This is a genomic window from Streptomyces sp. NPDC093260 (genome assembly GCF_040683715.1).
Lineage (GTDB): Bacteria > Actinomycetota > Actinomycetes > Streptomycetales > Streptomycetaceae > Streptomyces > Streptomyces sennicomposti.
Map to the genome: position 1 here is coordinate 1 of NZ_JBFBEK010000052.1, position 23,788 is coordinate 23,788.

A 23,788-nucleotide genomic window follows, 5' to 3' on the forward strand; every position below is an offset into this window, starting at 1 on the left:
CGACGAGTGAGACTTTAGCGGATTCCGTGTCCCCGAGCGAATCGGGGACTGCGTTCTCGCGAACGCGGATTCCTCATTCCGTGAATACACGCGCCAATGAACACGACGGCAGACGTATTGCACGACTGTCGTCGAAAAGGCTTGAGTACCTGCGGAATGGCTGCCCGGGGACCGACCGGAGTCGGGCTCTCACGTCGGACAACTCGGAGAACTGTACGGACGGGGGCGAGGTGTGTCAACTCGCTGCGGGACCGGCTCGGCGGGCGTACTCTCGTCGGCATGACGACGCGTACGTACAACCAGCAGTGGTGGCCCGCCTGACGGCGGCCGCCCTCACGTACGCAACCAACGGCCGCCGCCTCGGCGGCCGTTCTCGTTTCCCCCTCCAGGGCTCCCGGGGGCCGGCCGGTCGAGGCCGGCGGTCTCGACCAGGAGATGGAGTGGAGATGACACGGGTCTTCAGCGGGGTCAAGCCGACCGGGCACCTGACGCTCGGGAACTACCTGGGCGCCATGCGGCGGTGGGCCGAGGTGGACCAGCGCGGGGCGGACGCCCTGTTCTGCGTCGTGGACCTGCACGCGCTCACCGTGGACCACGACCCGGCGCGGGTGCGGCGGCTCAGCCGGCAGGCGGCGACGCTGCTGCTGGCCGCGGGCCTCGATCCCGAACGGTGCACGGTGTTCGTGCAGAGCCATGTGGACGAGCACGCACGGCTGTCCTATCTGCTGGAGTGCGTGGCCACCGACGGCGAGATGCGGCGGATGATCCAGTACAGGGAGAAGGCCGCGCGCGAACAGGCGCGCGGCGGCAGCGTACGGCTGTCGCTGCTGACGTATCCGGTGCTGATGGCCGCCGACATCCTGGCGTACGGGACGGACGAAGTGCCGGTCGGGGACGACCAGACGCAGCACGTGGAGCTGGCTCGGGATCTGGCCGTGCGGTTCAACCACCGCTACGGGCACACCTTCACGGTGCCGAAGGCGACCCCGCCCGCGGTGGCGGCACGGGTGATGAACCTCCAGGACCCGGCGTCGAAGATGGGGAAGTCCGACGACTCCGGACCGGGCATCGTCTATCTGCTGGACGAGCCGGAGGTGACGCGCAAGAAGGTCATGCGGGCGGTGACCGACAGCGGGCAGGACGTGGTCTACGACCGGGAGGCGCGGCCCGGGGTGGCGAACCTGCTGGAGATCCTGGCCGCCTGCGAGGGCGGGGACCCGGCGGAGCTGGCCGGTTCCTACCAGTCGTACGGCGCTTTGAAGAAGGACGCCGCGGAGGCGGTGGTCGAAGTGCTCAGGCCGGTGCGGGAGCGGCACCGGGAACTGTGCGCGGACCCCGGGTATGTGGAGGGGGTGCTGCGGGCGGGCGCTCGGCGGGCGCGGGAGATGGCGCGGCCGACCGTCGACGCGGCCTACCGGGCGATCGGGCTGCTGGAACCCGCCGCGGACCCGGTGCCGGACCCGGTGCCGAACGCGGCGCGGTAGGCACGCGGGCTGGTGGCGAGGCGCGATGCGAAGTGCCGGCGCGTCGTGCCCTCGCTGCCGGAGCCGGCCCGGCGGGCGGTCTCCCTGCACGGCGGCGGGTTCGCCCGGGTGGTGGCCACCGGGGAGGTGGTGCGCGCGGCCGGGTGGACGGCCGCGCGGCCGGGGGCGGTCCTTCGTGCCGGAGGGCCGGTCCTTGTCGGTCCTCCGTGCCGGGGTCAGTCCTTCTTGCCGGAGGCCAGTTCGCGGCTGCGGTCGCGGGCGGCCTCCAGCGCGGCGATGAGCGCGGCCCGCACGCCGTGGTTCTCCAGTTCGCGGATGGCGCTGATCGTCGTGCCGGCCGGCGAGGTGACGTTCTCGCGGAGTCTGACGGGGTGCTCGCCGCTGTCGCGGAGCATGACGGCGGCGCCGATGGCGGACTGGACGATCAGTTCGTGGGCCTTGTCGCGGGGCAGACCGAGCAGGATGCCGGCGTCGGTCATGGCCTCGACCAGGTAGAAGAAGTAGGCCGGGCCCGAGCCGGACAGGGCGGTGCAGGCGTCCTGCTGGGACTCGGGGACGCGCAGCGTCTTGCCGACCGCGCCGAAGATCTCCTCGGCGTGGGCGAGGTGCGCGGGGGTGGCGTGGGTGCCGGCGGAGATGACGGACATCGCCTCGTCCACGAGGGCGGGGGTGTTCGTCATGACGCGGACGACCGGGGTGCCGGGGGCCAGGCGCTCCTCGAAGAACGCGGTCGGGATGCCCGCCGCGCCGCTGATGACCAGGCGGTCGGCGGGGATGTGCGGGGCGAGTTCGTCGAGGAGCGTGCCCATGTCCTGGGGCTTGACCGTGAGGATCAGGGTGTCGGCGTTCTTCGCGGCCTCCGGGTTGGTGACCGGGGTGACGCCGTGGCGGGCGCGGAGCTCTTCGGCCCGCTCGGGGCGGCGGGCGGTGACCAGAAGATCGGAGGCGGCCCAGCCGGCGCCGATCATTCCGCTGAGCAGGGCTTCGCCGATCTTGCCGGTGCCGAGGACTGCGACTTTCTGGCTCATGGGGTTCATCCTCGCACCGGCGGTGCGGTGGGCGGCGGCTTGTCCGGCAGGCGGAACACGCCGCCCCCTCTTCTCCAGGGGCGGCGGGTCAGGGTGTGACGGCGACGAGGAGGAGGACGTCGTAGGTCTCCTCGACGATGCCGTCGGGGAAGAGCTTCAGCAGGTGCTCGCGCTCCTCGGCGAGGAACGCGGTCCGCCGCTCCTTCGGGCAGACCAGGAAGAACGAGTGGCTGGCGATGTTGGCGAGATGGGTGTCGAGGGGGACGCGGCGGCTCCAGCGCACCTGACGGCGGGTGAAGTCGAGCCGTCCGGAGGGGTCTGCCCGCTCGGTGCGGGCGGCGCGCTGCGCCTCGGCGGGCACGTCGACGTCGAAGTGGCGGCCGGCTCGGCGGTTCGCCTCGGCGATCCAGTCGATGTCGAGGGCGTCGGTGTTCCACCACAGGGCGAGCGCGCCGCCGGGACGCAGCACGCGCAGCGCCTCGGGGACCGAGCGGGCGGGGTCGGTCCAGTGCCAGGCCTGGGCGTAGGTGAGGAGGTCGAGGGAGGCGTCGGCGAGAGGCAGGGCGTCGCCGCTGCCGCGGACGAGGGGGAGGGCGGGGTGGCCGCGGCGGAACTGGGCGGCCATGCCCTCGCCGGGTTCGACGGCCAGGACGTGGGCGCCGCGGTCGTGCAGGAGGGCGGTGGAGATGCCGGTGCCGGCCCCGACGTCGGCGACGCGGGCGCCGGTGAGGGGGCGCCCGGTCAGTTCCTCGACCGCGTCGAAGAGGGCGGGCGGGTAGGAGGGGCGGTGGGCGGCGTACGCGGCGGCGGCCGCGTTGAAGGAGCGGGCGCGGGCCCGGTGGGCGGCGGCGGAGTCCGGGGCGGGCGAGGGGGATGCGGTCACACGGCCATGATCGGTCGGCGGGCCGCCGGACGGGGGGTCTCCCGGGGACTTCGACCGGGCGCCGGGGTCAGGTGCGGCGGCGCTTCTTGGAGGGGTTGCCGGAGCGGCGGGTGGTGCGGCGGGCGTACTGCTCGCGGGCCTCCTCGTACTCCCGGCGGTGCAGTTTCTCGCCGGGGGCCTCGGTGAGGGAGCGGAAGAAGTAGGCGAGGAGGGAGCCGACGAAGCCGATGGCGAGCAGGCCGCGCAGGGAGGCCTGGCGGTCGGGGTCGGGGCGCTTGGTGAAGGCGTCCCAGGTGTGGCGGAAGGCGAGCGCGCTGCACACGGCGAACATCACGACGACGAGGAGGGAGACGAAGGCGCCGGAGTCGGCGATCTGGAGGCCCTCGTAGGCGAAGCGCAGGACGAGGCAGGCGGCAGCGGCGGAGAGCAGCGCGCCGGCGGCGACGCCGGCGCGGCGGAGGGCGTAGCCGTGGTCGTGGGCGACCCAGGTGGTGCCGAAGAATCGCAGGGGTTCGGGCCGGGGGCCGCTGGTGGGGGCCGTGGGGCCCGCGGCCGCTTCCGGGGTGCCGTTGTCGTCGCTCACGGGACGATTATGGCGCGGGGCGGCCGTGGGCCCGGGGCGGGATCAGGGTCCCTCGTCCGGGTCGGGCCCCCGGGCTCGACCCGGACGAGAGGTCCTGGGGACTCTCGTCCGGATCCTGCCGGGCTCGCGGGGTCTGGCCTGATCCGGACGAAAGACCCTAGGAGCAGCGGGCGGCTACGTAGCCGTCGCTGCCGGTGTGGACGTAGGCGTCGGAGACGTACTGGCCGCTGGCGATGTTGTCCCAGATGTTCGAGGTGCCGTACGGGCCGGTGACGGTGGTGCCGGGGCTCTGGCAGTAGATCGGCACCTGGGCGCCCTCGTTCAGGACGCGGACCAGGGCGTAGCCGGTGCCGGGGCCGCTGCGGACGTTGAGGCGGACACCGGGGGCGACCGCGTAGTAGCGGACGGCCGCGGCGGCGGGCCGGACCGTGGCGGCGCGCGTCTCGTCGCCCTCGGCTCTTTCGGCGTGTTCGACAGACATGTGTTCCTCCCCCGTCGTTCCCCCGGCCTGCTGCCATGGGGTCCTGTGAACTGCGGCGAACCACGCCTTGAACGTCTGTGCGTGATTCGTACGGGAACGCTAGCAAGCCGCCTCGGTCCTGTCCGAGCCATCGACTAGGCTCCGTGCGTCGCGCGCGCGGCGGAACAGCACGGGGGTGGACCATGACGCCACAGCGCAGCACCAAAGCGGGCACGGAGGCGGATGTTCCGGAGTACGCCGGTCACTACCGCCTCGAGTCGTGTCTCGGCTCCGGCGGGATGGGCGTGGTGCATCTGGCCCGCAGCACTTCGGGGCTGAAGCTCGCGGTGAAGGTGGTGCACGCCGAGTTCGCCAGGGACCCCGAGTTCCGGGGGCGGTTCCGGCAGGAGGTGGCCGCGGCCCGCCGGGTGAGCGGCGCGTTCACGGCGTCGGTCGTCGACGCCGATCCGGAGGCCGCGCGGCCGTGGATGGCCACGCTGTTCATTCCGGGGCCGACGCTGGCCGAGCAGGTGAAGAAGGACGGCCCGCTGTCCCCGGCGCAGGTGCGACGGCTGATGGCCGGGCTCGCCGAGGCGCTGCGGGACATCCACCGGGTGGGTGTGGTCCACCGCGACCTCAAGCCGAGCAACGTGCTGCTCGCCGAGGACGGGCCGAAGGTGATCGACTTCGGCATCTCCCGGCCCAAGGACAGCGAACTGCGCACCGAGACGGGCAAGTTGATCGGCACGCCGCCGTTCATGGCGCCCGAGCAGTTCCGGCGACCCCGTGAGGTGGGGCCGGCGGCGGACGTGTTCGCGCTGGGGTCCGTGCTGGTGCACGCGGCGACGGGGCGGGGGCCGTTCGACTCGGACAGCCCGTACATCGTCGCGTACCAGGTCGTGCACGACGAGCCGGATCTGACCGGGGTGCCGGAGGATCTCGCCCCGCTGGTGCTGCGCTGCCTGGCCAAGGAGCCCGAGGACCGGCCGACGCCGGACGAGCTGATGCGCGAGCTGCGTGGCACGGCGGCCTCGTACGACACGCAGGCGTTCGTACCGGACGGGTGGGCGGGCGACGCGGGCAGCGCGAGCGGAACCGACGGCGGCGCGGAGTCCGGCCCGGACACGCAGGCGGCGGCTGCCGGCGGGCCGCGGCGGCGGCGTGTCTTCGGCGGGCGGCCGCGCGGGCGGACGGCCGCGGCGGCAGGGGCGCTCGGGCTGGTCGCGGCCGGTACCTTCGCGTCACTTCAGTGGTTCGCGGACGACGGCCCCACGCCCGTGAGCGCGAGTGCGGGCACCAGCGCGGCCGCGTTCGACGCGTGGGCGGTGCGGCCGGTGGCCGGGAAGCAGGCTGCGCCGCAGTGCTCGTACGGCGCGGGCGCTCTGTTCTGCGCGCAGGCCGGGGAGGTCTACGCCCTGTCCCCGGCGGACGGCGCGGTGCGGTGGCGGCGGTCCGTCGCGCAGAGCGGCGCGGGCGCGCCGGTCCTGTCGGGGGGCCTGGTGTACGTGCCCACAGCGGACGGCCGGCAGCTGGCGGCGCTCGACCCGGCCACGGGCCGCACGCGCGCGCTGCGGCAGGCGCCCGCGCAGGGCGGGTGGGCCTTCGCGGGCGGCACGCTGCTGCTCGTCGGCAGGGACGGGACGGTCACCGGTGTGGACAGCGCCTCGGGCCGCACCCGGTGGAGCGGTCCGGTCCCCGGGTACACCGCGCCGGCGCTCGTCTCCTTCCCGGGGGACCCGCTGGCCTATGCGACGAGCACGTCCGCCGACGGGGCGTGGACGCGGGTGGTGGCGGTGGCGCCCGGCACCGGCGCCGTCCGCTGGGAGGCCCGGCTGAAGGGTTCGCTGCGGCCGGTGGGCGCCGAGGGCGGCTCGGTGTACTTCCTCGGCCTCGACCGGGTCTACGGGGACGCGCGGGCAGTCGTCCGGTACACGCCGGGCAACAAGGCGGTGCGGCGGGTGACGCTGCCCGTGCCCCGGCCGGAGGCCCAGGCGCAGGTGCGGGACGGTGTGGTCCGGCTGCTGGCGGCCGGCGGCACCCTGGAGGCCGTCGACATGGCGGCGGGCCGGCGACTGTGGCAGGTGGAGACGGCCGTGAGCCGCGGGTCGGCGCCGGTCTCGGACGCCCGGCACGTGTACGTCAGCGTCGCCGACGGGCGGCTGCTCGCCGTGGACGCGCGGACGGGCCGGCTGCTGGGGCAGACCCCGCCCCGGCTCGGCGGCCTGGCGGGCACGCTGGCCGCGCCCGTGCTCGCGGGCGGCCGGGTGTACGCGGGCGCTCCGGACGGCACGGTGTTCGTCGTCGACGGGGAGCAGCCGGCGGGGTGGTGAGGGAGCCCTCCGGGCGGAGGGCGCGGTGCCCGGCCGGGGACGTGGCGAGGGGCCGCTCCCGGGTGCAAGCGGCCCCTCGGGGTGTCGGTGGGGGTCAGCCGAGGCGGGAGACGTCGCGGACGGCGCCCTTGTCCGCGCTGGTGGCCATCGCGGCGTAGGCGCGCAGGGCCGCGGTGACCTTGCGGTCGCGGTTCTTCGGGGCGTACGCGCCGTTCAGGGCCTGCTCGCGGCGGGCCAGCTCCGTCTCGTCCACCAGGAGTTCGACGGAACGGTTCGGGATGTCGATGCGGATGCGGTCACCGTCCTCGACGAGCGCGATGGCGCCGCCGGAGGCCGCCTCCGGGGAGGCGTGGCCGATGGACAGGCCCGAGGTGCCGCCGGAGAAGCGGCCGTCGGTGATCAGGGCGCAGCTCTTGCCGAGGCCGCGGCCCTTCAGGTACGAGGTCGGGTAGAGCATCTCCTGCATGCCGGGGCCGCCCTTGGGGCCCTCGTAGCGGATGACGACGACGTCACCGGCCTTGACCTGCTGGGTGAGGATCTTCTCGACGGCCTCCTCCTGCGACTCGCAGACGACGGCCGGGCCCTCGAAGGTCCAGATCGACTCGTCCACGCCCGCCGTCTTCACCACGCAGCCGTCGACCGCGAGGTTGCCCTTGAGGACCGCGAGGCCGCCGTCCTTGGAGTAGGCGTGCTCCAGGGAGCGGATGCAGCCGCCCTCGGCGTCGGTGTCCAGGGCCTCCCAGCGCTCGGACTGGGAGAACGCCTCGGCGGAGCGGACGCAGCCGGGGGCCGCGTGCCACAGCTCGACCGCCTCGGGCGAGGGGGAGCCGCCGCGCACGTCCCAGGTCTTGAGCCAGTCGGCCAGGGAGGGGCTGTGCACGGCGTGCACGTCCTCGTTGAGCAGGCCGGCCCGGTGCAGTTCGCCGAGGAGGGCGGGGATGCCGCCGGCGCGGTGCACGTCCTCCATGTAGTACGTGCGGTCCTTGGCGACGTTCGGGGCGACCTTGGCGAGGCAGGGCACGCGGCGGGAGACGGCGTCGATCTCTTCCAGACCGAAGGGGACGCCCGCCTCCTGGGCGGCGGCCAGCAGGTGCAGGATCGTGTTGGTGGAGCCGCCCATCGCGATGTCGAGGGCCATCGCGTTCTCGAACGCCTGGAAGGTCGCGACGTTGCGGGGCAGGACCGTCTCGTCGTCCTGCTCGTAGTAGCGGCGGGTGATGTCCATGACCGTGCGGGCGGCACCCTCGTACAGGGCGCGGCGGGCGGTGTGGGTGGCGAGGACCGAGCCGTTGCCGGGCAGGGAGAGGCCGATGGCCTCGGTCAGGCAGTTCATCGAGTTGGCGGTGAACATGCCGGAACAGCTGCCGCAGGTCGGACAGGCGTTCTCCTCGATACGGAGGATGTCCTCGTCGGAGATCTTGTCGTTGGCCGCGTCGGCGATGGCGTCGATCAGGTCCAGGGTGCGGACGGTGCCGTCGACCAGGGTGGCGCGGCCGGCCTCCATGGGGCCGCCGGAGACGAAGACCGTCGGGATGTTCAGCCGCAGCGCGGCCATCAGCATGCCCGGGGTGATCTTGTCGCAGTTGGAGATGCAGACCAGGGCGTCGGCGCAGTGCGCCTCGACCATGTACTCGACGCTGTCGGCGATCAGGTCGCGCGAGGGCAGCGAGTAGAGCATGCCGCCGTGGCCCATCGCGATGCCGTCGTCCACGGCGATGGTGTTGAACTCGCGCGGGATGCCGCCCGCCTCGCGGACCGCCTCACTGACGATCCGGCCGACCGGCGCGAGGTGGGTGTGGCCGGGGACGAACTCGGTGAAGCTGTTGGCGATGGCGATGATCGGCTTCCGGCCGATGTCCGCACCGGGTACACCGGAGGCACGCATAAGGGCGCGGGCGCCCGCCATGTTGCGGCCGTGGGTGACTGTGCGGGACCTCAGCTCGGGCATCGTCGCTCGCTCCTTCGGAGAGTTCTGCCGGAGAGTTCTGCCGGACCGGCCGGTGTCGGCCGTGGCACCGTGGCAGGGTTCTGACTCAGTCGAGCGTACGCCGGTCATCCAGGGTTCGGGACAGGGTGTCCGGAATGCGGGACGGGTGTCTCGCGTGCCGCACGCCCGCGCCGCGGCCGGCGCGCGGTCAGCGGCGGGGTACGCGGACCGAGGACGCCAGGTGGAGGCGGGTGAACGCCAGCGCCTCGGCGAGGTCGGCCTCGCGCTCCGCGCTCGACATGGCGCGGCGGGTGTTGACCTCGATCACGACGTGTCCGTCGAAGCCGGAGCCGGCGAGACGTTCCAGCAGTTCGGCGCAGGGCTGGTTGCCGCGCCCGGGCACCAGGTGCTCGTCCTTGGCGGAGCCCTTGCCGTCGGCGAGGTGGACGTGGCCGAGGCGGTCGCCCATCCGGTCGACCATCTTCAGCGCGTCGGTGCGGGCGGTCGCCGCGTGGCTGAGGTCGATCGTGAAGTGCCGGTAGTCGTCCCTGGTGACGTCCCAGTCGGGGGCGTAGGCGAGCATCTCGCGGTCGCGGTAGCGCCAGGGGTACATGTTCTCGACGGCGAACCGCACGTCGGTCTCGTTCGCCATCCGCCAGATTCCGGTCACGAAGTCCCGGGCGTACTGGCGCTGCCAGCGGAAGGGCGGGTGGACGACGACGGTGCTCGCGCCGAGCTTCTCGGCCGCCGCGCGGGCCCGCTGGAGCTTGAGCCAGGGGTCGGTGGACCACACCCGCTGCGTGATCAGCAGACAAGGGGCGTGCACGGCGAGGACGGGTATCCCGTGGTAGTCGCTGAGTCTGCGCAGCGCCTCGATGTCCTGGCTGACCGGGTCGGTCCACACCATGACCTCGACGCCGTCGTAACCGAGGCGCGCGGCGATCTCGAAGGCCGTCGCCGTCGACTCCGGATAGACGGAAGCCGTCGACAGGGCGACCTTCGCATCCGGGACGCGCACGACTGGCTCTGCCATGGGGGACAGGTTACGGGGTGCGGTGTGCCCCTGCGGGGCGGCTTGGGACGGTTGTGGGGTTCGTCATGTGGGGGGCGGGGGCGCCTGAGGGGAGGGTGGGGTGCTCCGGGTCCGGCGGGTGCGGGCGGGCGGGGGCCGGTCGCGCGGTTCCCGCGCCCCTCGTGCGCGGGGCATCGCCCCCGCCTCTGAGGGCGCGGGGAACCGCGTGGGTGACCGCGACGCACCCGCGCCCGCCGAGACGAGAGGAGCCCCCGCCCTTCGGACGCCCCCGGGAAGTCCTTGAGCGCCCCCGGAAAACCCCTTACGCCGAACCCATGTGGTCCAGCCGCCGCAGGATCACGCCCTCCCGCAGCGCCCACGGGCAGATCTCCAGTCGTTCCACCCCGAACAGGTCCATCGCCCCCTCGGCGACCAGCGCCCCGGCGAGCAGCTGGGTGGCGCGGCCGTCGGAGACGCCGGGCAGCTCCGCCCGCTCCTCCGCCGTCATCGCGGCGAGCCTCGGCACCCACGCCTCCAGCGACTCCCGCTTCAGTTCCCGCTGCACGTACAGCCCGTCGGCGGACCGCGCCGCCCCGGCGATCCGGGCGAGCTGCCGGAACGTCTTCGAGGTGGCGACCACGTGGTCGGGCGCCCCGAAGCGGCTGAACTCGCCGACCGTGCGCGCGATCTCCGTGCGGACGTGCCGCCGCAGCGCCCGGACGTCCTCGGGGTCGGGCGGGTCGCCGGGCAGCCAGCCCGCGGTGAGCCGTCCCGCGCCGAGCGGCAGCGACACCGCCGCGTCGGGTTCCTCGTCGATGCCGTAGGCGATCTCCAGGGAGCCGCCGCCGATGTCCAGGACCAGCAGCTTGCCCGCCGACCAGCCGAACCAGCGGCGGGCGGCGAGGAAGGTGAGGCGGGCCTCCTCCGCTCCGCTGAGCACCTGGAGCCGTACGCCCGTCTCCTCGCGCACGCGCGCGAGGACGTCGTCGGCGTTGCCGGCCTCGCGCACGGCGGAGGTCGCGAACGGCAGCAGATCCTCGACGCCCTTGTCCTCGGCGGCCTGGAGGGCGTCCCGCAGGACCGCGATCAGCCGCTCCACGCCCTCGGCGCCGATGGAGCCGTCCGCGTCGAGGAGCTGGGCGAGGCGCAGTTCCACCTTGTGCGAGTGCGCGGGCAGCGGGCGCGCGCCGGGGTGCGCGTCGACCACCAGCAGATGCACCGTGTTCGAACCCACGTCGAGGACACCGAGTCTCATGTAGGGAACGCTACTGCCACCGGGCCCGCGTTCCGCCCCGGTCGCCCGGATCGCCCGTTCCCTCTCCCGGCCAGGTCCCCGGTCCGCGGCGGTCCCGGTGTGGTGGCCGGGCGACTTACCCTGGACGCGTGCCAAAGACGAAAAAGGCGAAGACCGATAAATCGGCGGCCCCGGCGAAGGCGGCGAAGCCGGGGAGGAAGGGCTCGGTGACGGAAGCCGACGAGAAGGGGCTCGACTTCGCGCGCGCGTGGGTGGAGTTCCCGGACCCGGCGGACGACGAGCAGGTCTTCCGCTGCGATCTGACCTGGCTGACCTCCCGCTGGAACTGCATCTTCGGCAGTGGCTGCCAGGGCATCCAGGAGGGCCGCGCGGAGGACGGGTGCTGCACGCTGGGCGCCCACTTCTCCGACGAGGAGGACGAGCAGCGGGTCGCCGGGCACGTGGCGAGGCTGACGCCGGACATCTGGCAGAACCACGCGGAGGGCACCCGCAACGGCTGGGTGTCCGAGGACGAGGAGGGGTCGCGGCAGACGCGTCCCTTCCAGGGGTCGTGCATCTTCCAGAACCGGCCGGGGTTCGCGGGCGGCATGGGCTGCTCGCTGCACATCCTGGCGCTGCGGGAGGGCCGGGAGCCGCTGGAGACCAAGCCGGACGTGTGCTGGCAGCTGCCGATCCGGCGGACCTTCGAGTGGATCGACCGCCCCGACGACACCCGGGTGCTCCAGGTGTCGATCGGCGAGTACGACCGCCGGGGCTGGGGTCCGGGCGGCCACGACCTGCACTGGTGGTGCACGTCGGCGACCTCCGCGCACGGTGCGGGCGACCCGGTGTACGTCTCCTACCGGGCGGAGCTGACCGAGCTGATGGGCAAGGCCGGCTACGACCGTCTGGTGGAGCTGTGCGAGGAGCGGCTGGCCGGCCGGCTGCCCCTGCTGGCCCCGCACCCGGCGGACCCGGCCCCGCCGGCGTGACCCCGGCCTCGCGGCGCCGCCCCGCCCTTCCGGTGTCGGCCTGATCCCGGCGGCCCTCAACCCGGCGGCCCGGCCCCCATCCCGCCTCTGTGATCTCCGGTCCGGCCCGCTTCCCCGCCCCGACCCCGTCCGGTGCTGTGACCGGGAAGGTTCGCCGGGAAGTTCGCGGCGCCAGGTGACGGGGGCGCCTCCCACGCCGTTCAGGCAGCGGGAGAGCGGCACAAGGCGGAGGAGGGCGGCATGACGGCGGCATGGCGGAGCCATGGCGACCGACCACACCGCCGCGTGGGGGTCCCCCCTGCTCGAAGAGCTTGGGGGACCGGCGCCAGGGCCCGCGAGCCCGGCAAGGTCCGAACGAGAGGCCGTAGGGCGTGTTCCGAAAGTGGCGCTGCCCGCCCGAAGGGCGGGCCCCGCGGCGTCTGGTGCGTGTGATCGCAAGGCGGAGGGTCGTTCTCGTACTGGGCGTACGGGGACGATCCCGCCAACGCGGCGAGCGCGTGTGCCAGGCGTCGCGGGGCAGACGGGACTTCCGGAACACGCACTACTAGCTGTCCGACGGGCTCGGGGCGGTGCTGTTCTCCGGGGCCGTCGGGGGCGGGCTGTCCGGGGTGGTCGGGGGCGGGTCCGTGGGAGGCGGGGTCGGGCCGGGTGACGTGGCCGGTCCGGACTGGGACGGGTCGGGGCTCGTCGTCGCGGTCGGGGTCGGGTGCGGGTCGTCCGGCGGTGAGGGCTCGGTCGGCGCGGTGGCGGAGGGGATCGGCGCGGCGCCGTAGCCGTTGATGGTGACCACCGTGCGGGCGGGCGCGATCGTCACGCGGGCGCTCCAGTGGCGGGACGGTTCGCGCAGGTGGTCGACGTAGACCTTGACCGTCACCGTCTCCCCCGGCCGCAGGGTCCCGGAGGAGCGGCTGAGGTAGAGCCAGGGCGCGTCGACGGCCGCCGTCCAGTGGACCTCGGCGGGGCCGGACGCGGTGAGGGTGACCAGCGTGGTGTCGCCGGTGCTCGCCGCGGCGACGGTGAGGCGGCCGTCCGCGTGACCGGGGCCGTCGGCTCCGGCGACGCTCACCGAGACGGCGGGGCGCCCGCCCGCGCGCGGGAGGCCGCCGGCTCCGGGTCCGGTGTCGGCGGTGTTCACGTAGCCGCCGGTCGGCGTGGCGCCGGCCAGGGCGCCCGGGTCGCCCGCCTCGTGCGCGGTGGCCGACGGGCCGCCCGGGCCCTCGCCGGTCGCGGTGCCCCGGTAGGCGGCCCACAGGGCGAGCACGGGCGCGGCGACCACGGTGGCGACGACGGTCGTCGTGACGGCACGCGCGCGGAGGCGGTCCCTGCGGGCGGCACGGTCCTTGGGGTCCATCGGGAAGCCGCGCCGGTCGAAGCGCGGGGCCGCGCCCCGCGCGCGCGGGTGGTGTGCCATGGCGGTGCGCAGGGCGGCGCGGGGCGCGGTGAGGACGGGCAGTTCGGCGGGGGTGACGCAGGCGCCGGGCCACCGGCCGGGGACCGCGCGCTCGGCGGTGCGGCGGCAGCGCGGACAGTCGTCCACGTGCCGGACGAGTTCGCGCCGCAGCGCCGTGCTGAGCACGAACCCGTCGGGGCCGGCGAGCACCGCAACGCCCGGGCAGCCGCCCGCCTCGACCACGGCGAGCGCGGCGCGGGTGCGCTCGACCTCGCAGGCGGCGGAGGCGAGCAGTTCGCGGGCGGCGGCGAGGCCCAGACCGAGGACGGCGGCGACCTCGTGGGCGGTCAGGCGGTGGCGGACGGCGAGTTCCAGGGCCTCGCGCTGCTCCGGGGTGGTGCCGGCGGCCTCCGGCCAGGCCAGCAGGGCCAGTTCGCGCCGCCGGACCTCCTGGACCTCCTCCGGGACGGGCGCGGTGGTGCGGTCCGGGCGGCGGCGGTGGTCGCCGGGGCGGCCGGCGGCGTGCGCGGCCTGCCGCTGCTGCCGGGCGGCGGCGAGCCGGCGCAGACACGCCCAGCGGGCCAGCGCGTAGAGCCAGGCCCTGCGCTCCGGCGCGTTCTCCGGGCCGCGCTGTCCGCGCCGCTCGGCGCACGCGAGCGCCTCACCGAGGGCGGCCGTCGCCGCCTCGTGGTCGCACAGGACGGACAGGCAGTAGGTGAACAGGCCGTCGAGGTGGGGCTCGTAGCAGGCGGGCGGGTGCTCGGCCAGGGTGCGCGCGGCGGCGCGGTCGCGCGCCTCGCGGTGTGCCCGGTGCGCACCGGTCGTGCGGGTCGAGGTCTCCGGACTGCTGCTCATCACCCGTGCGACCGTAGGCGGCCGGGGATCGTCCGTTCTTCCCCGTCGCGCACTTTTACTCCGTACGGGTGAAACGATCCCTCAAAAGAGGAGCGGCGTCTTCCGTATAAGCGGATGGGTTCCTTCCGTGACCCCTCTGTTCGACTGCGTTCGAATACAGGGGACGCGTTGTCCGTGGCGACCGCTACGGTTTCCCCATGGCTGCCCGTACCAAGACCACCAAGGACCGACCGTCCTACCGCTGCACCGAGTGCGGCTGGCAGACGGCCAAGTGGCTCGGCCGCTGCCCCGAGTGCCAGGCCTGGGGCACGGTCGAGGAGTACGGCAGCGCGCCCGCGGTCCGCACCACCGCGCCCGGCCGGGTCACCACCTCCGCCCTGCCCATCGGCCAGGTGGACGGCCGGCAGGCCACCGCCCGCTCCACCGGCGTGCCCGAGCTGGACCGGGTGCTCGGCGGCGGGCTGGTCCCCGGCGCGGTCGTCCTGCTCGCGGGCGAACCCGGCGTCGGCAAGTCCACGCTGCTGCTGGACGTGGCCGCCAAGGCCGCCAGCGACGAGCACCGCACGCTGTACGTCACGGGCGAGGAGTCCGCGAGCCAGGTCAGGCTGCGCGCCGACCGCATCGGCGCCCTCCACGACCATCTCTACCTCGCCGCCGAGACCGACCTCGCCGCCGTCCTCGGCCATCTGGACGCGGTCAAGCCCTCGCTGCTGATCCTCGACTCGGTGCAGACGGTGGCCTCCCCCGAGATCGACGGCGCGCCCGGCGGCATGGCGCAGGTGCGCGAGGTCGCCGGCGCGCTGATCCGCGCCTCCAAGGAGCGCGGCATGTCCACGCTGCTGGTGGGCCACGTCACCAAGGACGGCGCGATCGCCGGGCCGCGGCTGCTGGAGCACCTGGTGGACGTGGTGCTGCACTTCGAGGGCGACCGGCACGCGCGGCTGCGGCTGGTCCGCGGCGTCAAGAACCGCTACGGCGCGACGGACGAGGTCGGCTGCTTCGAACTGCACGACGAGGGCATCACGGGCCTCGCCGATCCCAGCGGCCTGTTCCTGACCCGGCGTGCCGAGCCGGTGCCCGGCACCTGCCTCACCGTCACCCTGGAGGGCCGCCGCCCCCTGGTCGCCGAGGTGCAGGCGCTCACCGTCGACTCGCAGATCCCCTCCCCGCGCCGCACCACCTCGGGCCTGGAGACCTCCCGGGTGTCGATGATGCTGGCCGTGCTGGAGCAGCGCGGACGGATCAGCGCGCTCGGCAAGCGGGACATCTACTCGGCCACCGTCGGCGGCGTGAAGCTGTCCGAGCCGGCCGCCGACCTCGCCGTCGCCCTCGCCCTGGCCTCCGCCGCCAGCGACACCCCGCTGCCGAAGAACCTCGTCGCGATCGGCGAGGTGGGCCTGGCGGGCGAGGTCAGACGGGTCACCGGCGTCCAGCGGCGGCTCGCGGAGGCCCACCGCCTGGGCTTCACGCACGCGCTCGTGCCGGGCGACCCGGGCAAGATCCCGGCGGGGATGAAGGTGCTGGAAGTGGCCGACATAGGGGACGCGCTGCGGGTGCTGCCCCGCTCCCGTCGCCGAGAGGCCCCACGGGAGCAGGAGGACCGCCGGTAGACTTTGCCCTGGTCTCGCCCGTCCGTACGAACCGTGTGTGCGAAACGGGAGCGCCTGAAGAACCCGCGACCGGAGGAGTGCAGTGGCAGCCAACGACCGGGCAGCAGCTCCCGGAAAGTCCGGTGGGAGTTCCGGCGCCGATGGCCTGATGCGCGCCTCGCTGAGCGCCGTGGCGCCCGGCACAGCCCTGCGGGACGGACTGGAGCGGGTCCTCCGCGGCAACACCGGCGGACTGATCGTGCTGGGCTCCGACAAGACGGTCGAGTCGATGTGCACGGGCGGCTTCGTGCTGGACGTCGAGTTCACGGCGACCCGGCTGCGGGAACTGTGCAAGCTGGACGGCGGCATCGTGCTGTCCTCGGACCTGTCGAAGATCCTGCGGGCCGGCGTGCAGCTGGTGCCGGACCCGACGATCCCCACCGAGGAGACCGGCACCCGGCACCGCACCGCGGACCGGGTCAGCAAGCAGGTCAACTACCCGGTGGTCTCCGTCTCCCAGTCGATGCGGCTGATCGCCCTCTACGTCGACGGGCAGCGCCGCGTCCTGGAGGACTCCGCGGCGATCCTCTCCCGCGCCAACCAGGCCCTGGCCACCCTGGAGCGCTACAAGCTCCGTCTGGACGAGGTCGCGGGCACGCTGTCCGCGCTGGAGATCGAGGACCTGGTCACGGTCCGGGACGTCTCGGCGGTCGCGCAGCGCCTGGAGATGGTGCGCCGCATCGCCACGGAGATCGCCGAGTACGTGGTGGAGCTGGGCACCGACGGCCGCCTTCTCGCCCTCCAGCTGGACGAGTTGATCGCGGGCGTGGAGCCCGAGCGGGAACTCGTCGTCCGGGACTACGTCCCCGAGCCCACCGCCAAGCGCTCCCGCACGGTGGACGAGGCCCTCGCCGAACTCGACAAGCTCTCCCAGGCCGAACTGCTGGAGGTCTCCACCGTCGCCCGCGCGCTGGGCTACACCGGCTCGCCCGAGACCCTGGACTCGGCGGTCTCCCCGCGCGGCTTCCGGCTGCTGGCCAAGGTGCCGCGGCTGCCCGGCGCGATCATCGACCGGCTGGTCGAGCACTTCGGCGGCCTGCAGAAGCTGCTCGCCGCCAGCGTGGACGACCTTCAGACGGTGGACGGCGTCGGCGAGGCGCGGGCGCGGAGCGTGCGCGAGGGACTGTCGCGGCTGGCGGAGTCGTCGATCCTGGAACGGTACGTCTGACCCCGCGGGGCGGTTCGGGGGCGCTCAGCCTCCGGGGTACTTCGCCCTCGGAGGTACTTCGCCCTCGGGGCGCTGAGCCTCCGGGGGTGCTCCAGGACGCCGAGCCTCCGGTAGCCCCTCTCAGGGCGCCGAGCCTTCACGACCGGGTGGGTGCCCGGCCCCTCCGAGGTGGGCGGGCCGGGGCGGCGGGGTCAGCCCGCCCGCGCGACGTCAGTCCGCGGACAGGACGAACGACGTCTGGAGCTTGCCGTAGCCCGGGACCTTCGCCTGCACCAGGTACGTGCCCGGCGCGGCCGTGCCCGCCGGCGGCGTGGCGCACTGGGGGGCGCTCGGCTTGCGGTCCCACCGCACGGTGTGGGTGATCGCGCTCTTCGCCGGCACCCGGAACAGCAGGCTCCCGGCGGTCTTCGGGCAGTCGGCCGAGGACCAGTAGTCGTCGCTGCTGTTGGCCGGGGTGACCGTCAGGACGGCGGACTTGGGACCGAGGTCCACCTTGCAGTCCTTGCCGGCGGTGCTCTTCGCGACCAGCTCGAAGGTGGGCGTCTCGCCGGGGCCGTAGGAGTTGCGCACGCTGCGCAGGCTCAACTGGACCGTGCCGGTGGTGCAGTCGGGCAGCGAGCTGCCGGCCGGCAGGACGGCGCCGCCCGTGCCGCCGCCCTGGGCGCCGTCGCCCGTGCCGCCGCCGGTGCCGGCTCCGGAGCCGTTTCCGCTGCCGGAGCCGTCCGCGCCGCCGTCACCGCCCGAACCCGAGCCGGAACCCGTTCCGTTTCCGGACCCGGTGGAGCCGCCGCTGCCCGACTCGTCGCGTCCGCCGGGGCGTTGGCTGATCGCGGGACCCGACTCGGAGGGGCCCGGCGTGATGGTCGAGGGGCTGGGATTCTTGCCGTCGGACCCGCCGCCGTTGTTCTGGTGTCCGCCCCCGCCGCCCGAGGTGGTGATCCAGAGGATCAGCAGGGCCAGCAGGGCGACCGCGGACAGCAGAAGCACCCGCCGTCGCCAGTAGATGGAGGCGGGAAGCGGCCCGATCGGATTGCGCAGAGATCCCACGGCCCAAACTGTACGAGAGATCCAGGACTTACCCCGCGCCACCCGCCGCGCCGACCACAACTTTTCCGGATCATCATTCCGGAAACCTTCCGCAACTCGCCGATCCCGGTGGACCGCGACGCCCATCGGTCGCACTCCGTGAGCGAATTCGCTCCGCCGGTACGGTCGGTGACGGTGTGTCGATTGTGACGCATGAAGTGCGCCTCGTGCGCGGGGAGTTCCGCGGGCCGACTCCGGGCGCGGGCGCTGCGGCAGACGCCGCCTGCCGCCGGGGCGGAACCCGGGCGGGGTGCGACGCCTCGGGCCTCTTCGCGCGACCCCGTCGGCCGTACCGCCCGCCGCCGTGCGCGCGGGGCGCCTCTCACCCCCGCACGCACACAGGTGCCGCCACCCGGCCCGTACGCGGGACTCGCCGCCCGCCCGGCCCACCCGGATCTCGCCCCGCCCTCCCCGAGGGCGCCGCCGTCCCCCTCCGCGCACGGCCAGGGCCCCCGCACCCGGACCGTCCCGCCGAAGCGACCCGCCGCCCCTCCCCCCGCCTCCAGGGCGACCCACCGGTCCCCCGCGCCCCGCCAGGGGCGACCCACCGCCCGGCCTCACCTCACACGGCCGCGCGCCGACACGTGGCAGGATCGGAAGGGTCATGACTGCGCCCACACTGCCCCCGCACAGCAGCCCCACTGCCCCGGCCCCCGCCACCGACGGTCCCGCCGACGCCCCCGGCGTCCCGCTCGGCGAGACCCTGCACACCCAGGTCATCACCTGGTTCGACGGCAACGCCCGAGACCTGCCCTGGCGGCGCGCCGACGCCGGCGCCTGGGGCGTGATGGTCAGCGAGTTCATGCTCCAGCAGACGCCCGTCAACCGCGTGCTGCCCGTCTACGAACAGTGGCTCGAACGCTGGCCGCGCCCCGCCGACCTCGCCAAGGAGGCCCCCGGCGAGGCCGTCCGCGCCTGGGGCCGGCTCGGTTACCCGCGCCGCGCCCTGCGCCTGCACGGCGCCGCGGTCGCCATAACGGAACGGCACGGCGGCGACGTGCCGACCGAGCACGCGCAACTCCTCGCCCTGCCCGGCATCGGCGAGTACACGGCCGCCGCGGTCGCCTCCTTCGCCTACGGGCAGCGGCACGCCGTGCTCGACACCAACGTCCGGCGCGTCCTGGCGCGCGCGGTCACCGGTGTGCAGTACCCGCCGAACGCCACCACCGCCGCCGAACGCCGCCTCGCCCGCGCCCTGCTGCCCGAGGACGAGCGGACCGCCGCCCGCTGGGCCGCCGCCTCCATGGAACTCGGCGCGCTGGTGTGCACGGCGAAGAACGAGTCCTGCCACCTGTGCCCGATCTCCGGGCACTGCGCCTGGCGGCTCGCCGGCAAGCCGGAGCACGACGGTCCACCGCGCCGGGGCCAGACGTACGCCGGTACGGACCGGCAGGTGCGCGGCAAGCTGCTCGCCGTGCTGCGGGAGGCCCACACGCCGGTTCCGCAGACGGTGCTCGACCGGGTGTGGCACGAGCCGGTCCAACGGGCCCGCGCCCTGGACGGGCTGGTCGCCGACGGTCTGGTGGAACCGCTGCCGGGCGGCCTGTACCGGCTGCCCCTGACCTGAACCGACCGACCCGCCCTCCCCGGCCCGGCCCGGCCATGCCCGGTCGTCGCCCCTGATCCGCTTCCGACACGAAGCCCTCGCGCAGCCCCGCTCCAGCCCGTACGGACGTTGCCTGACACTCCGTCAGCACACGGGCCGTAGACAGCCGGTGGGGCGGCGCGGGGGCTTCGTGTCACAGGAACGCGGCCTGTTTCACAGCGTTGCAGGGTGCAAATCGCCCCATAGCCGGGCCAACCGGGGCCGGGTCTCTACCCCGTTACGTTGTCCGTTACACAACCGACGCACAGCCGAGGGCTGACCGCAGGCTGCTTCGGACAGCGCCGTGACAACCCCTCCGTACCTTCAGTTGCGTGCCCGACGGGCACCGGACGGCTGCCGACCACAGCACGTCCGCGGCACGGCTTGAGATCCGGCGGAACACGGGCCGGGACACGGGGAAGCGGAGGCGGTTGATCATGGCGCAGAGCGAGGTGCTCGAGTTCGAGGAGTACGTGCGCACCCGGCAGGACGCGCTGCTGCGCAGCGCGCGCCGCCTGGTGCCCGACCCGATCGACGCGCAGGACCTGCTCCAGACGGCGCTGGTGCGGACGTACGGCCGCTGGGACGGCATCGCCGACAAGCGCCTCGCGGACGCCTATCTGCGCCGCGTCATGATCAACACGCGGACCGAGTGGTGGCGGGCCCGGAAGCTGGAGGAGGTCCCCACCGAGCAGCTCCCCGACGCGTGCGTCGACGACTCCACCGAGCAGCACGCCGACCGGGCGCTCCTGATGGACATCATGAAAGTCCTGGCTCCCAAGCAGCGCAGCGTCGTCGTGCTGCGACACTGGGAGCAGATGTCCACGGAGGAGACGGCCGCGGCCCTCGGCATGTCCGCGGGTACGGTCAAGAGCACGCTGCACCGGGCGCTCGCCCGGCTCCGCGAGGAGCTGGAGGCCCGCGATCTGGACGCACGCGCGCTGGAGCGTGAGGAGCGGGAGCGTTGCGCGGCCTGACCGGCGAGGCCGGTGCCGAACCGGAGCCCGACGAGGCACGGGGCACCACGCAGGCGGCGTTCACGGCGGTGTCCGTGCTCGCCGCCCTCGGCCTTTTGGTGTCCGCCTGCGGGACGGGGGGCACGGGCGCCCGTGACGAGGGCCCCGCGCACACCGGCAGCTCGGCGGCGGGCGCGGCGGCCTCCGCCGCCCCGGCCGCGAGCGACACCCCGCAGCCGGCGGTGGACCCGGTCCGGCTGCTCAAGGACGACCCGAAGGTCTCGGCGACCGTCAAGCGCGGACTCAAGCCGTGCTCGGGCGACGAGTACCCGGTCGACGTGTCGTACGGCAAGCTGACCCGCGGCTCCGCGGACGACATCGTGGTGAACGTGCTGACCTGCGGAGACGCGGTCGGCATCGGCGCGTACGTGTACCGCGGCCGGGGCGATCGGTACGAGAACGTGTTCGAGACCGAGGAGCCTCCGGTCTATGCCGAGATCGACCGCGGCGACCTCGTGGTCACCAAACAGGTGTACGAGAAGGGCGACCCGGTGTCGAATCCGTCCGGCGAGGACGTGATCACCTACCACTGGTCGGGCAGGGTGTTCACCAAGGCGTTCAGCACCCGCAACGAGTACAGCAAGGCCGTCGGCGGCGCGACCGCGACCCAGGCTCCGGCCCCCGTACCGGTCCCGGACAGCTGACCGCGGGACAATGCGGGTGACGCGATCCGGCCGGACGGGCGGATGACCGGGGCGGCGGACCGGTGTGAACCGATCGGGGCCGCCGGTCCGATGTGCTGGTGGACGGCGGATCGGGCACGAGGTCGTCCGTACGCGCGTACGCCTCGTACCCGCGCGGGCCGTACGGCCCGCGTGCGGCGCACGCCGGCCGTCAGGATGAACGCGGCGCGCGCCCGACGCGTCCACACAGTGAGCACCATTGGAAGCAGACGAGGACTGAGAGCACCGGGATGGCAGAGCAGACCCACGTCCTGTTCGTGGAGGACGACGACGTCATCCGCGAGGCCACGCAGCTCGCCCTGGAGCGGGACGGCTTCGCGGTCACCGCGATGCCCGACGGGCTCTCGGGGCTCGAGGCGTTCCGGAGGGACCGTCCCGACATCGCGCTGCTCGACGTGATGGTCCCCGGCCTCGACGGCGTCAGCCTGTGCCGCCGCATCCGCGACGAGTCGACGGTCCCGGTGATCATGCTGTCGGCGCGCGCCGACTCCATCGACGTCGTCCTCGGCCTGGAGGCCGGCGCCGACGACTACGTGACCAAGCCGTTCGACGGGGCGGTGCTGGTGGCCCGGATCCGCGCGGTGCTGCGGCGCTTCGGGCACGCGGGCGGCGCGCGGGCCGCGGCGGACTCCGGCGAGGTGGAAGGCGGGGTGCTGACCTTCGGCGACCTGGAGGTCGACACCGACGGTATGGAGGTGCGAAAGGCCGGCCGGCCGGTCGCGCTCACCCCGACCGAGATGCGGCTGCTGCTGGAGTTCTCCTCCGCGCCGGGCACCGTCCTGTCCCGCGACAAGCTGCTGGAACGGGTGTGGGACTACGGCTGGGGCGGTGACACCCGGGTCGTGGACGTCCATGTGCAGCGGCTGCGCACGAAGATCGGCCAGGACCGCATCGAGACGGTCCGCGGCTTCGGCTACAAGCTGAAGGCCTGAGCGGGGCGGCCATGCGGGGGATCACACGGCGGCTGCTGCCGAAGTGCGCGGGGCGGCCGGGCATCCGTACCGGACTGCGCTGGAAACTGAGCGCCGCCATCGCGCTGGTGGGTGCGCTGGTGGCGATCGCGCTGAGCCTGGTGGTGCACGACGCCGCCCGGGTGTCGATGCTCGACAACGCGCGCGACCTCGCCGACACCCGGCTCACGCTCGCCCAGCCGATCTACGAGCGGCCCGGCCGGCGCCCGGCCTCCTCCGTCTTCAAGATCGACGACCCGCTGCTGCCGCCCGAGCTCCAGCGCAAGGTCCAGGACGGCCGGCGGGCCACCTACGTCACCGACCATCCCGGCGGCGCCCCGGACATCTGGGCGGCCATGCCGATCAAGGGCGGGCACGTGCTCTCCCTGCACACGCGGTTCACCGACCGCAGCGCGAACATCCTCCGGGACCTCGACCAAGCGCTGGTGATCGGCTCCATCTCGGCCGTCCTCGGCGGCAGCGCCCTCGGGGTGCTGATCGGCGGGCAGCTCTCCGGCCGGCTGCGCAAGGCGGCCGCCGCCGCGAACCAGGTCGCCAAGGGCGAGCCGGACGTACGGGTCCGGGACGCCATCGGCGGTGTCGTACGCGACGAGACCGACGATCTGGCGCGGGCGGTGGACGCGATGGCGGACACCTTGCAGAAGCGGCTGGAGGCCGAGCGGCGGGTCACCGCCGACATCGCGCACGAGCTGCGCACCCCGGTGACCGGGCTGCTGACCGCCGCCGAGCTGCTGCCGCCGGGCCGGCCCACGGAGCTGGTCCTGGACCGGGCCAAGGCGATGCGCACGCTCGTGGAGGACGTCCTGGAGGTCGCCCGGCTCGACGGCGCCTCCGAGCGGGCGGAACTCCAGGACCTCGTGCTCGGCGAGTTCGTCGCCCGGCGGGTGGCGGCCAAGGACCCGGACGTCCGGGTGCGGGTGGTGCACGAGTCGATGGTCACCACCGATCCGCGGCGGCTGGAGCGGGTGCTGTTCAACCTCCTCGCCAACGCCGCCCGGCACGGCCGGCCGCCGATCGAGGTGACCGTGGAGGGCCGGGTGATCCGGGTGCGCGACCACGGGCCGGGCTTCCCCGAGGCCCTGCTCGCCGAGGGGCCGAGCCGCTTCCGCACCGGCAGCGCGGACCGGGCCGGGCGCGGGCACGGCCTCGGCCTGACCATCGCGGCCGGTCAGGCCCGTGTCCTCGGCGCCCGGCTGACCTTCCGCAACGTACGCCCGGCGGGCGCGCCCGAGGGCGTACCGGCCGAGGGCGCGGTCGCCGTGCTCTGGCTCCCGGAGCACGCCCCGACGAACACGGGCAGCTATCCGATGCTGCCGCAGCAGCAGGACAGCTGAACGCCGAAGGGGCCCCCGGCGGTGGGCGGTTTCTAGCGGTCGTTGCAACACGCGGTTGTGTTGATCAGGCCGTGAGCAGTTTATGCAGGCGCTCGGCTGGGGTTTCCCAGCCGAGCGT

The 23,788-nt window shown here is 74.1% G+C and carries 19 protein-coding genes and 1 pseudogene; 10 read left to right on the forward strand and 10 right to left on the reverse strand.

Translation table 11 applies throughout. The features are described from left to right. Positions 1-446 precede the first annotated feature (446 nt). Positions 447-1,484 carry a tryptophan--tRNA ligase gene (trpS, locus tag AB0N63_RS35340; RefSeq protein ID WP_365535981.1) on the forward strand — a complete coding sequence of 346 codons (1,038 nt, stop codon included), beginning with the start codon at positions 447-449 and terminating at the stop codon, positions 1,482-1,484. Here trpS and AB0N63_RS35345 read toward each other — a convergent pair. From AB0N63_RS35345 to AB0N63_RS35365, 5 genes and pseudogenes are all read right to left on the reverse strand, one after another. Next, positions 1,412-1,567: pseudogene (locus AB0N63_RS35345) on the reverse strand (AraC family transcriptional regulator); the annotation flags it as partial. The gene trpS and the pseudogene AB0N63_RS35345 sit on opposite strands and share 73 nt — an antisense overlap. Positions 1,568-1,699: 132 nt before the next feature. Then, on the reverse strand, positions 1,700-2,512 hold the full coding sequence (proC, locus tag AB0N63_RS35350) for a pyrroline-5-carboxylate reductase (RefSeq protein ID WP_365535983.1): 813 nt from the start codon (positions 2,510-2,512) through the stop codon (positions 1,700-1,702). Between the two features lie 88 nt (positions 2,513-2,600). Then, complete coding sequence (locus tag AB0N63_RS35355; protein ID WP_365535984.1) at positions 2,601-3,395, reverse strand: class I SAM-dependent methyltransferase; 795 nt, start codon at positions 3,393-3,395, stop codon at positions 2,601-2,603. A gap of 67 nt (positions 3,396-3,462) precedes the next feature. Next, complete coding sequence (locus AB0N63_RS35360; protein ID WP_365535986.1) at positions 3,463-3,978, reverse strand: EamA/RhaT family transporter; 516 nt, start codon at positions 3,976-3,978, stop codon at positions 3,463-3,465. A 157-nt stretch (positions 3,979-4,135) separates the two neighbouring features. Beyond that, positions 4,136-4,459, reverse strand: a complete 324-nt coding sequence (locus AB0N63_RS35365) for an SH3 domain-containing protein (RefSeq protein ID WP_365535988.1) — start codon at positions 4,457-4,459, stop codon at positions 4,136-4,138. A gap of 182 nt (positions 4,460-4,641) precedes the next feature. On the opposite strand from AB0N63_RS35365, the gene AB0N63_RS35370 reads away from it, so the two are divergent. Beyond that, on the forward strand, positions 4,642-6,768 hold the full coding sequence (locus AB0N63_RS35370; protein ID WP_365535990.1) for a serine/threonine-protein kinase: 2,127 nt from the start codon (positions 4,642-4,644) through the stop codon (positions 6,766-6,768). Between the two features lie 94 nt (positions 6,769-6,862). Here AB0N63_RS35370 and ilvD read toward each other — a convergent pair whose 3' ends face one another. From ilvD to AB0N63_RS35385, 3 genes are all read right to left on the reverse strand, one after another. Continuing rightward, positions 6,863-8,716 (reverse strand): dihydroxy-acid dehydratase, encoded by a 1,854-nt coding sequence (gene ilvD, locus AB0N63_RS35375; protein WP_365535992.1) that lies wholly within the window; start codon positions 8,714-8,716, stop codon positions 6,863-6,865. A gap of 187 nt (positions 8,717-8,903) precedes the next feature. Beyond that, positions 8,904-9,728 (reverse strand): sugar phosphate isomerase/epimerase, encoded by an 825-nt coding sequence (locus tag AB0N63_RS35380; protein ID WP_365535993.1) that lies wholly within the window; start codon positions 9,726-9,728, stop codon positions 8,904-8,906. Positions 9,729-10,029: 301 nt separating this feature from the next. Then, the gene (locus AB0N63_RS35385; RefSeq protein ID WP_365535995.1) at positions 10,030-10,962 is read right to left on the reverse strand and encodes a Ppx/GppA phosphatase family protein; all 933 of its coding nucleotides are present in this window, start codon (positions 10,960-10,962) and stop codon (positions 10,030-10,032) included. Between the two features lie 206 nt (positions 10,963-11,168). Here AB0N63_RS35385 and AB0N63_RS35390 point away from each other — a divergent pair, with 206 nt between their 5' ends. Then, positions 11,169-11,933 (forward strand): hypothetical protein, encoded by a 765-nt coding sequence (locus tag AB0N63_RS35390; RefSeq protein WP_365536013.1) that lies wholly within the window; start codon positions 11,169-11,171, stop codon positions 11,931-11,933. A 544-nt stretch (positions 11,934-12,477) separates the two neighbouring features. Here the strand turns inward: AB0N63_RS35390 and AB0N63_RS35395 are convergent. After that, complete coding sequence (locus AB0N63_RS35395; protein WP_365535998.1) at positions 12,478-14,178, reverse strand: hypothetical protein; 1,701 nt, start codon at positions 14,176-14,178, stop codon at positions 12,478-12,480. A gap of 197 nt (positions 14,179-14,375) precedes the next feature. On the opposite strand from AB0N63_RS35395, the gene radA reads away from it, so the two are divergent. Then, positions 14,376-15,788, forward strand: coding sequence for a DNA repair protein RadA (radA, locus tag AB0N63_RS35400; protein ID WP_365536000.1), 1,413 nt, complete (start codon positions 14,376-14,378; stop codon positions 15,786-15,788). Between the two features lie 82 nt (positions 15,789-15,870). Then, on the forward strand, positions 15,871-16,995 hold the full coding sequence (gene disA, locus AB0N63_RS35405; protein ID WP_009189914.1) for a DNA integrity scanning diadenylate cyclase DisA: 1,125 nt from the start codon (positions 15,871-15,873) through the stop codon (positions 16,993-16,995). Between the two features lie 210 nt (positions 16,996-17,205). Here disA and AB0N63_RS35410 read toward each other — a convergent pair whose 3' ends face one another. Beyond that, entirely contained in the window at positions 17,206-18,042 is an 837-nt protein-coding gene (locus tag AB0N63_RS35410; protein WP_365536002.1) for a hypothetical protein, read from the reverse strand. A gap of 643 nt (positions 18,043-18,685) precedes the next feature. On the opposite strand from AB0N63_RS35410, the gene AB0N63_RS35415 reads away from it, so the two are divergent. The 5 genes from AB0N63_RS35415 to cseC all read left to right on the forward strand — a co-directional run bounded on the left by AB0N63_RS35415 (position 18,686) and on the right by cseC (position 23,670). Further along, the gene (locus AB0N63_RS35415; RefSeq protein ID WP_365536004.1) at positions 18,686-19,648 is read left to right on the forward strand and encodes an A/G-specific adenine glycosylase; all 963 of its coding nucleotides are present in this window, start codon (positions 18,686-18,688) and stop codon (positions 19,646-19,648) included. A gap of 455 nt (positions 19,649-20,103) precedes the next feature. Beyond that, entirely contained in the window at positions 20,104-20,643 is a 540-nt protein-coding gene (locus tag AB0N63_RS35420) for a SigE family RNA polymerase sigma factor (protein ID WP_019982502.1), read from the forward strand. Beyond that, positions 20,631-21,326: a hypothetical protein gene (locus tag AB0N63_RS35425; protein ID WP_365536007.1), complete on the forward strand. Its 696-nt coding sequence runs from the start codon at positions 20,631-20,633 to the stop codon at positions 21,324-21,326. The genes AB0N63_RS35420 and AB0N63_RS35425 overlap by 13 nt, the downstream gene beginning before the upstream one ends. Positions 21,327-21,595: 269 nt before the next feature. After that, positions 21,596-22,297 carry a two-component system response regulator CseB gene (cseB, locus tag AB0N63_RS35430; RefSeq protein WP_365536010.1) on the forward strand — a complete coding sequence of 234 codons (702 nt, stop codon included), beginning with the start codon at positions 21,596-21,598 and terminating at the stop codon, positions 22,295-22,297. Positions 22,298-22,308: 11 nt separating this feature from the next. After that, complete coding sequence (gene cseC / locus AB0N63_RS35435) at positions 22,309-23,670, forward strand: two-component system sensor histidine kinase CseC (RefSeq protein ID WP_365536012.1); 1,362 nt, start codon at positions 22,309-22,311, stop codon at positions 23,668-23,670. Positions 23,671-23,788 lie beyond the last annotated feature (118 nt).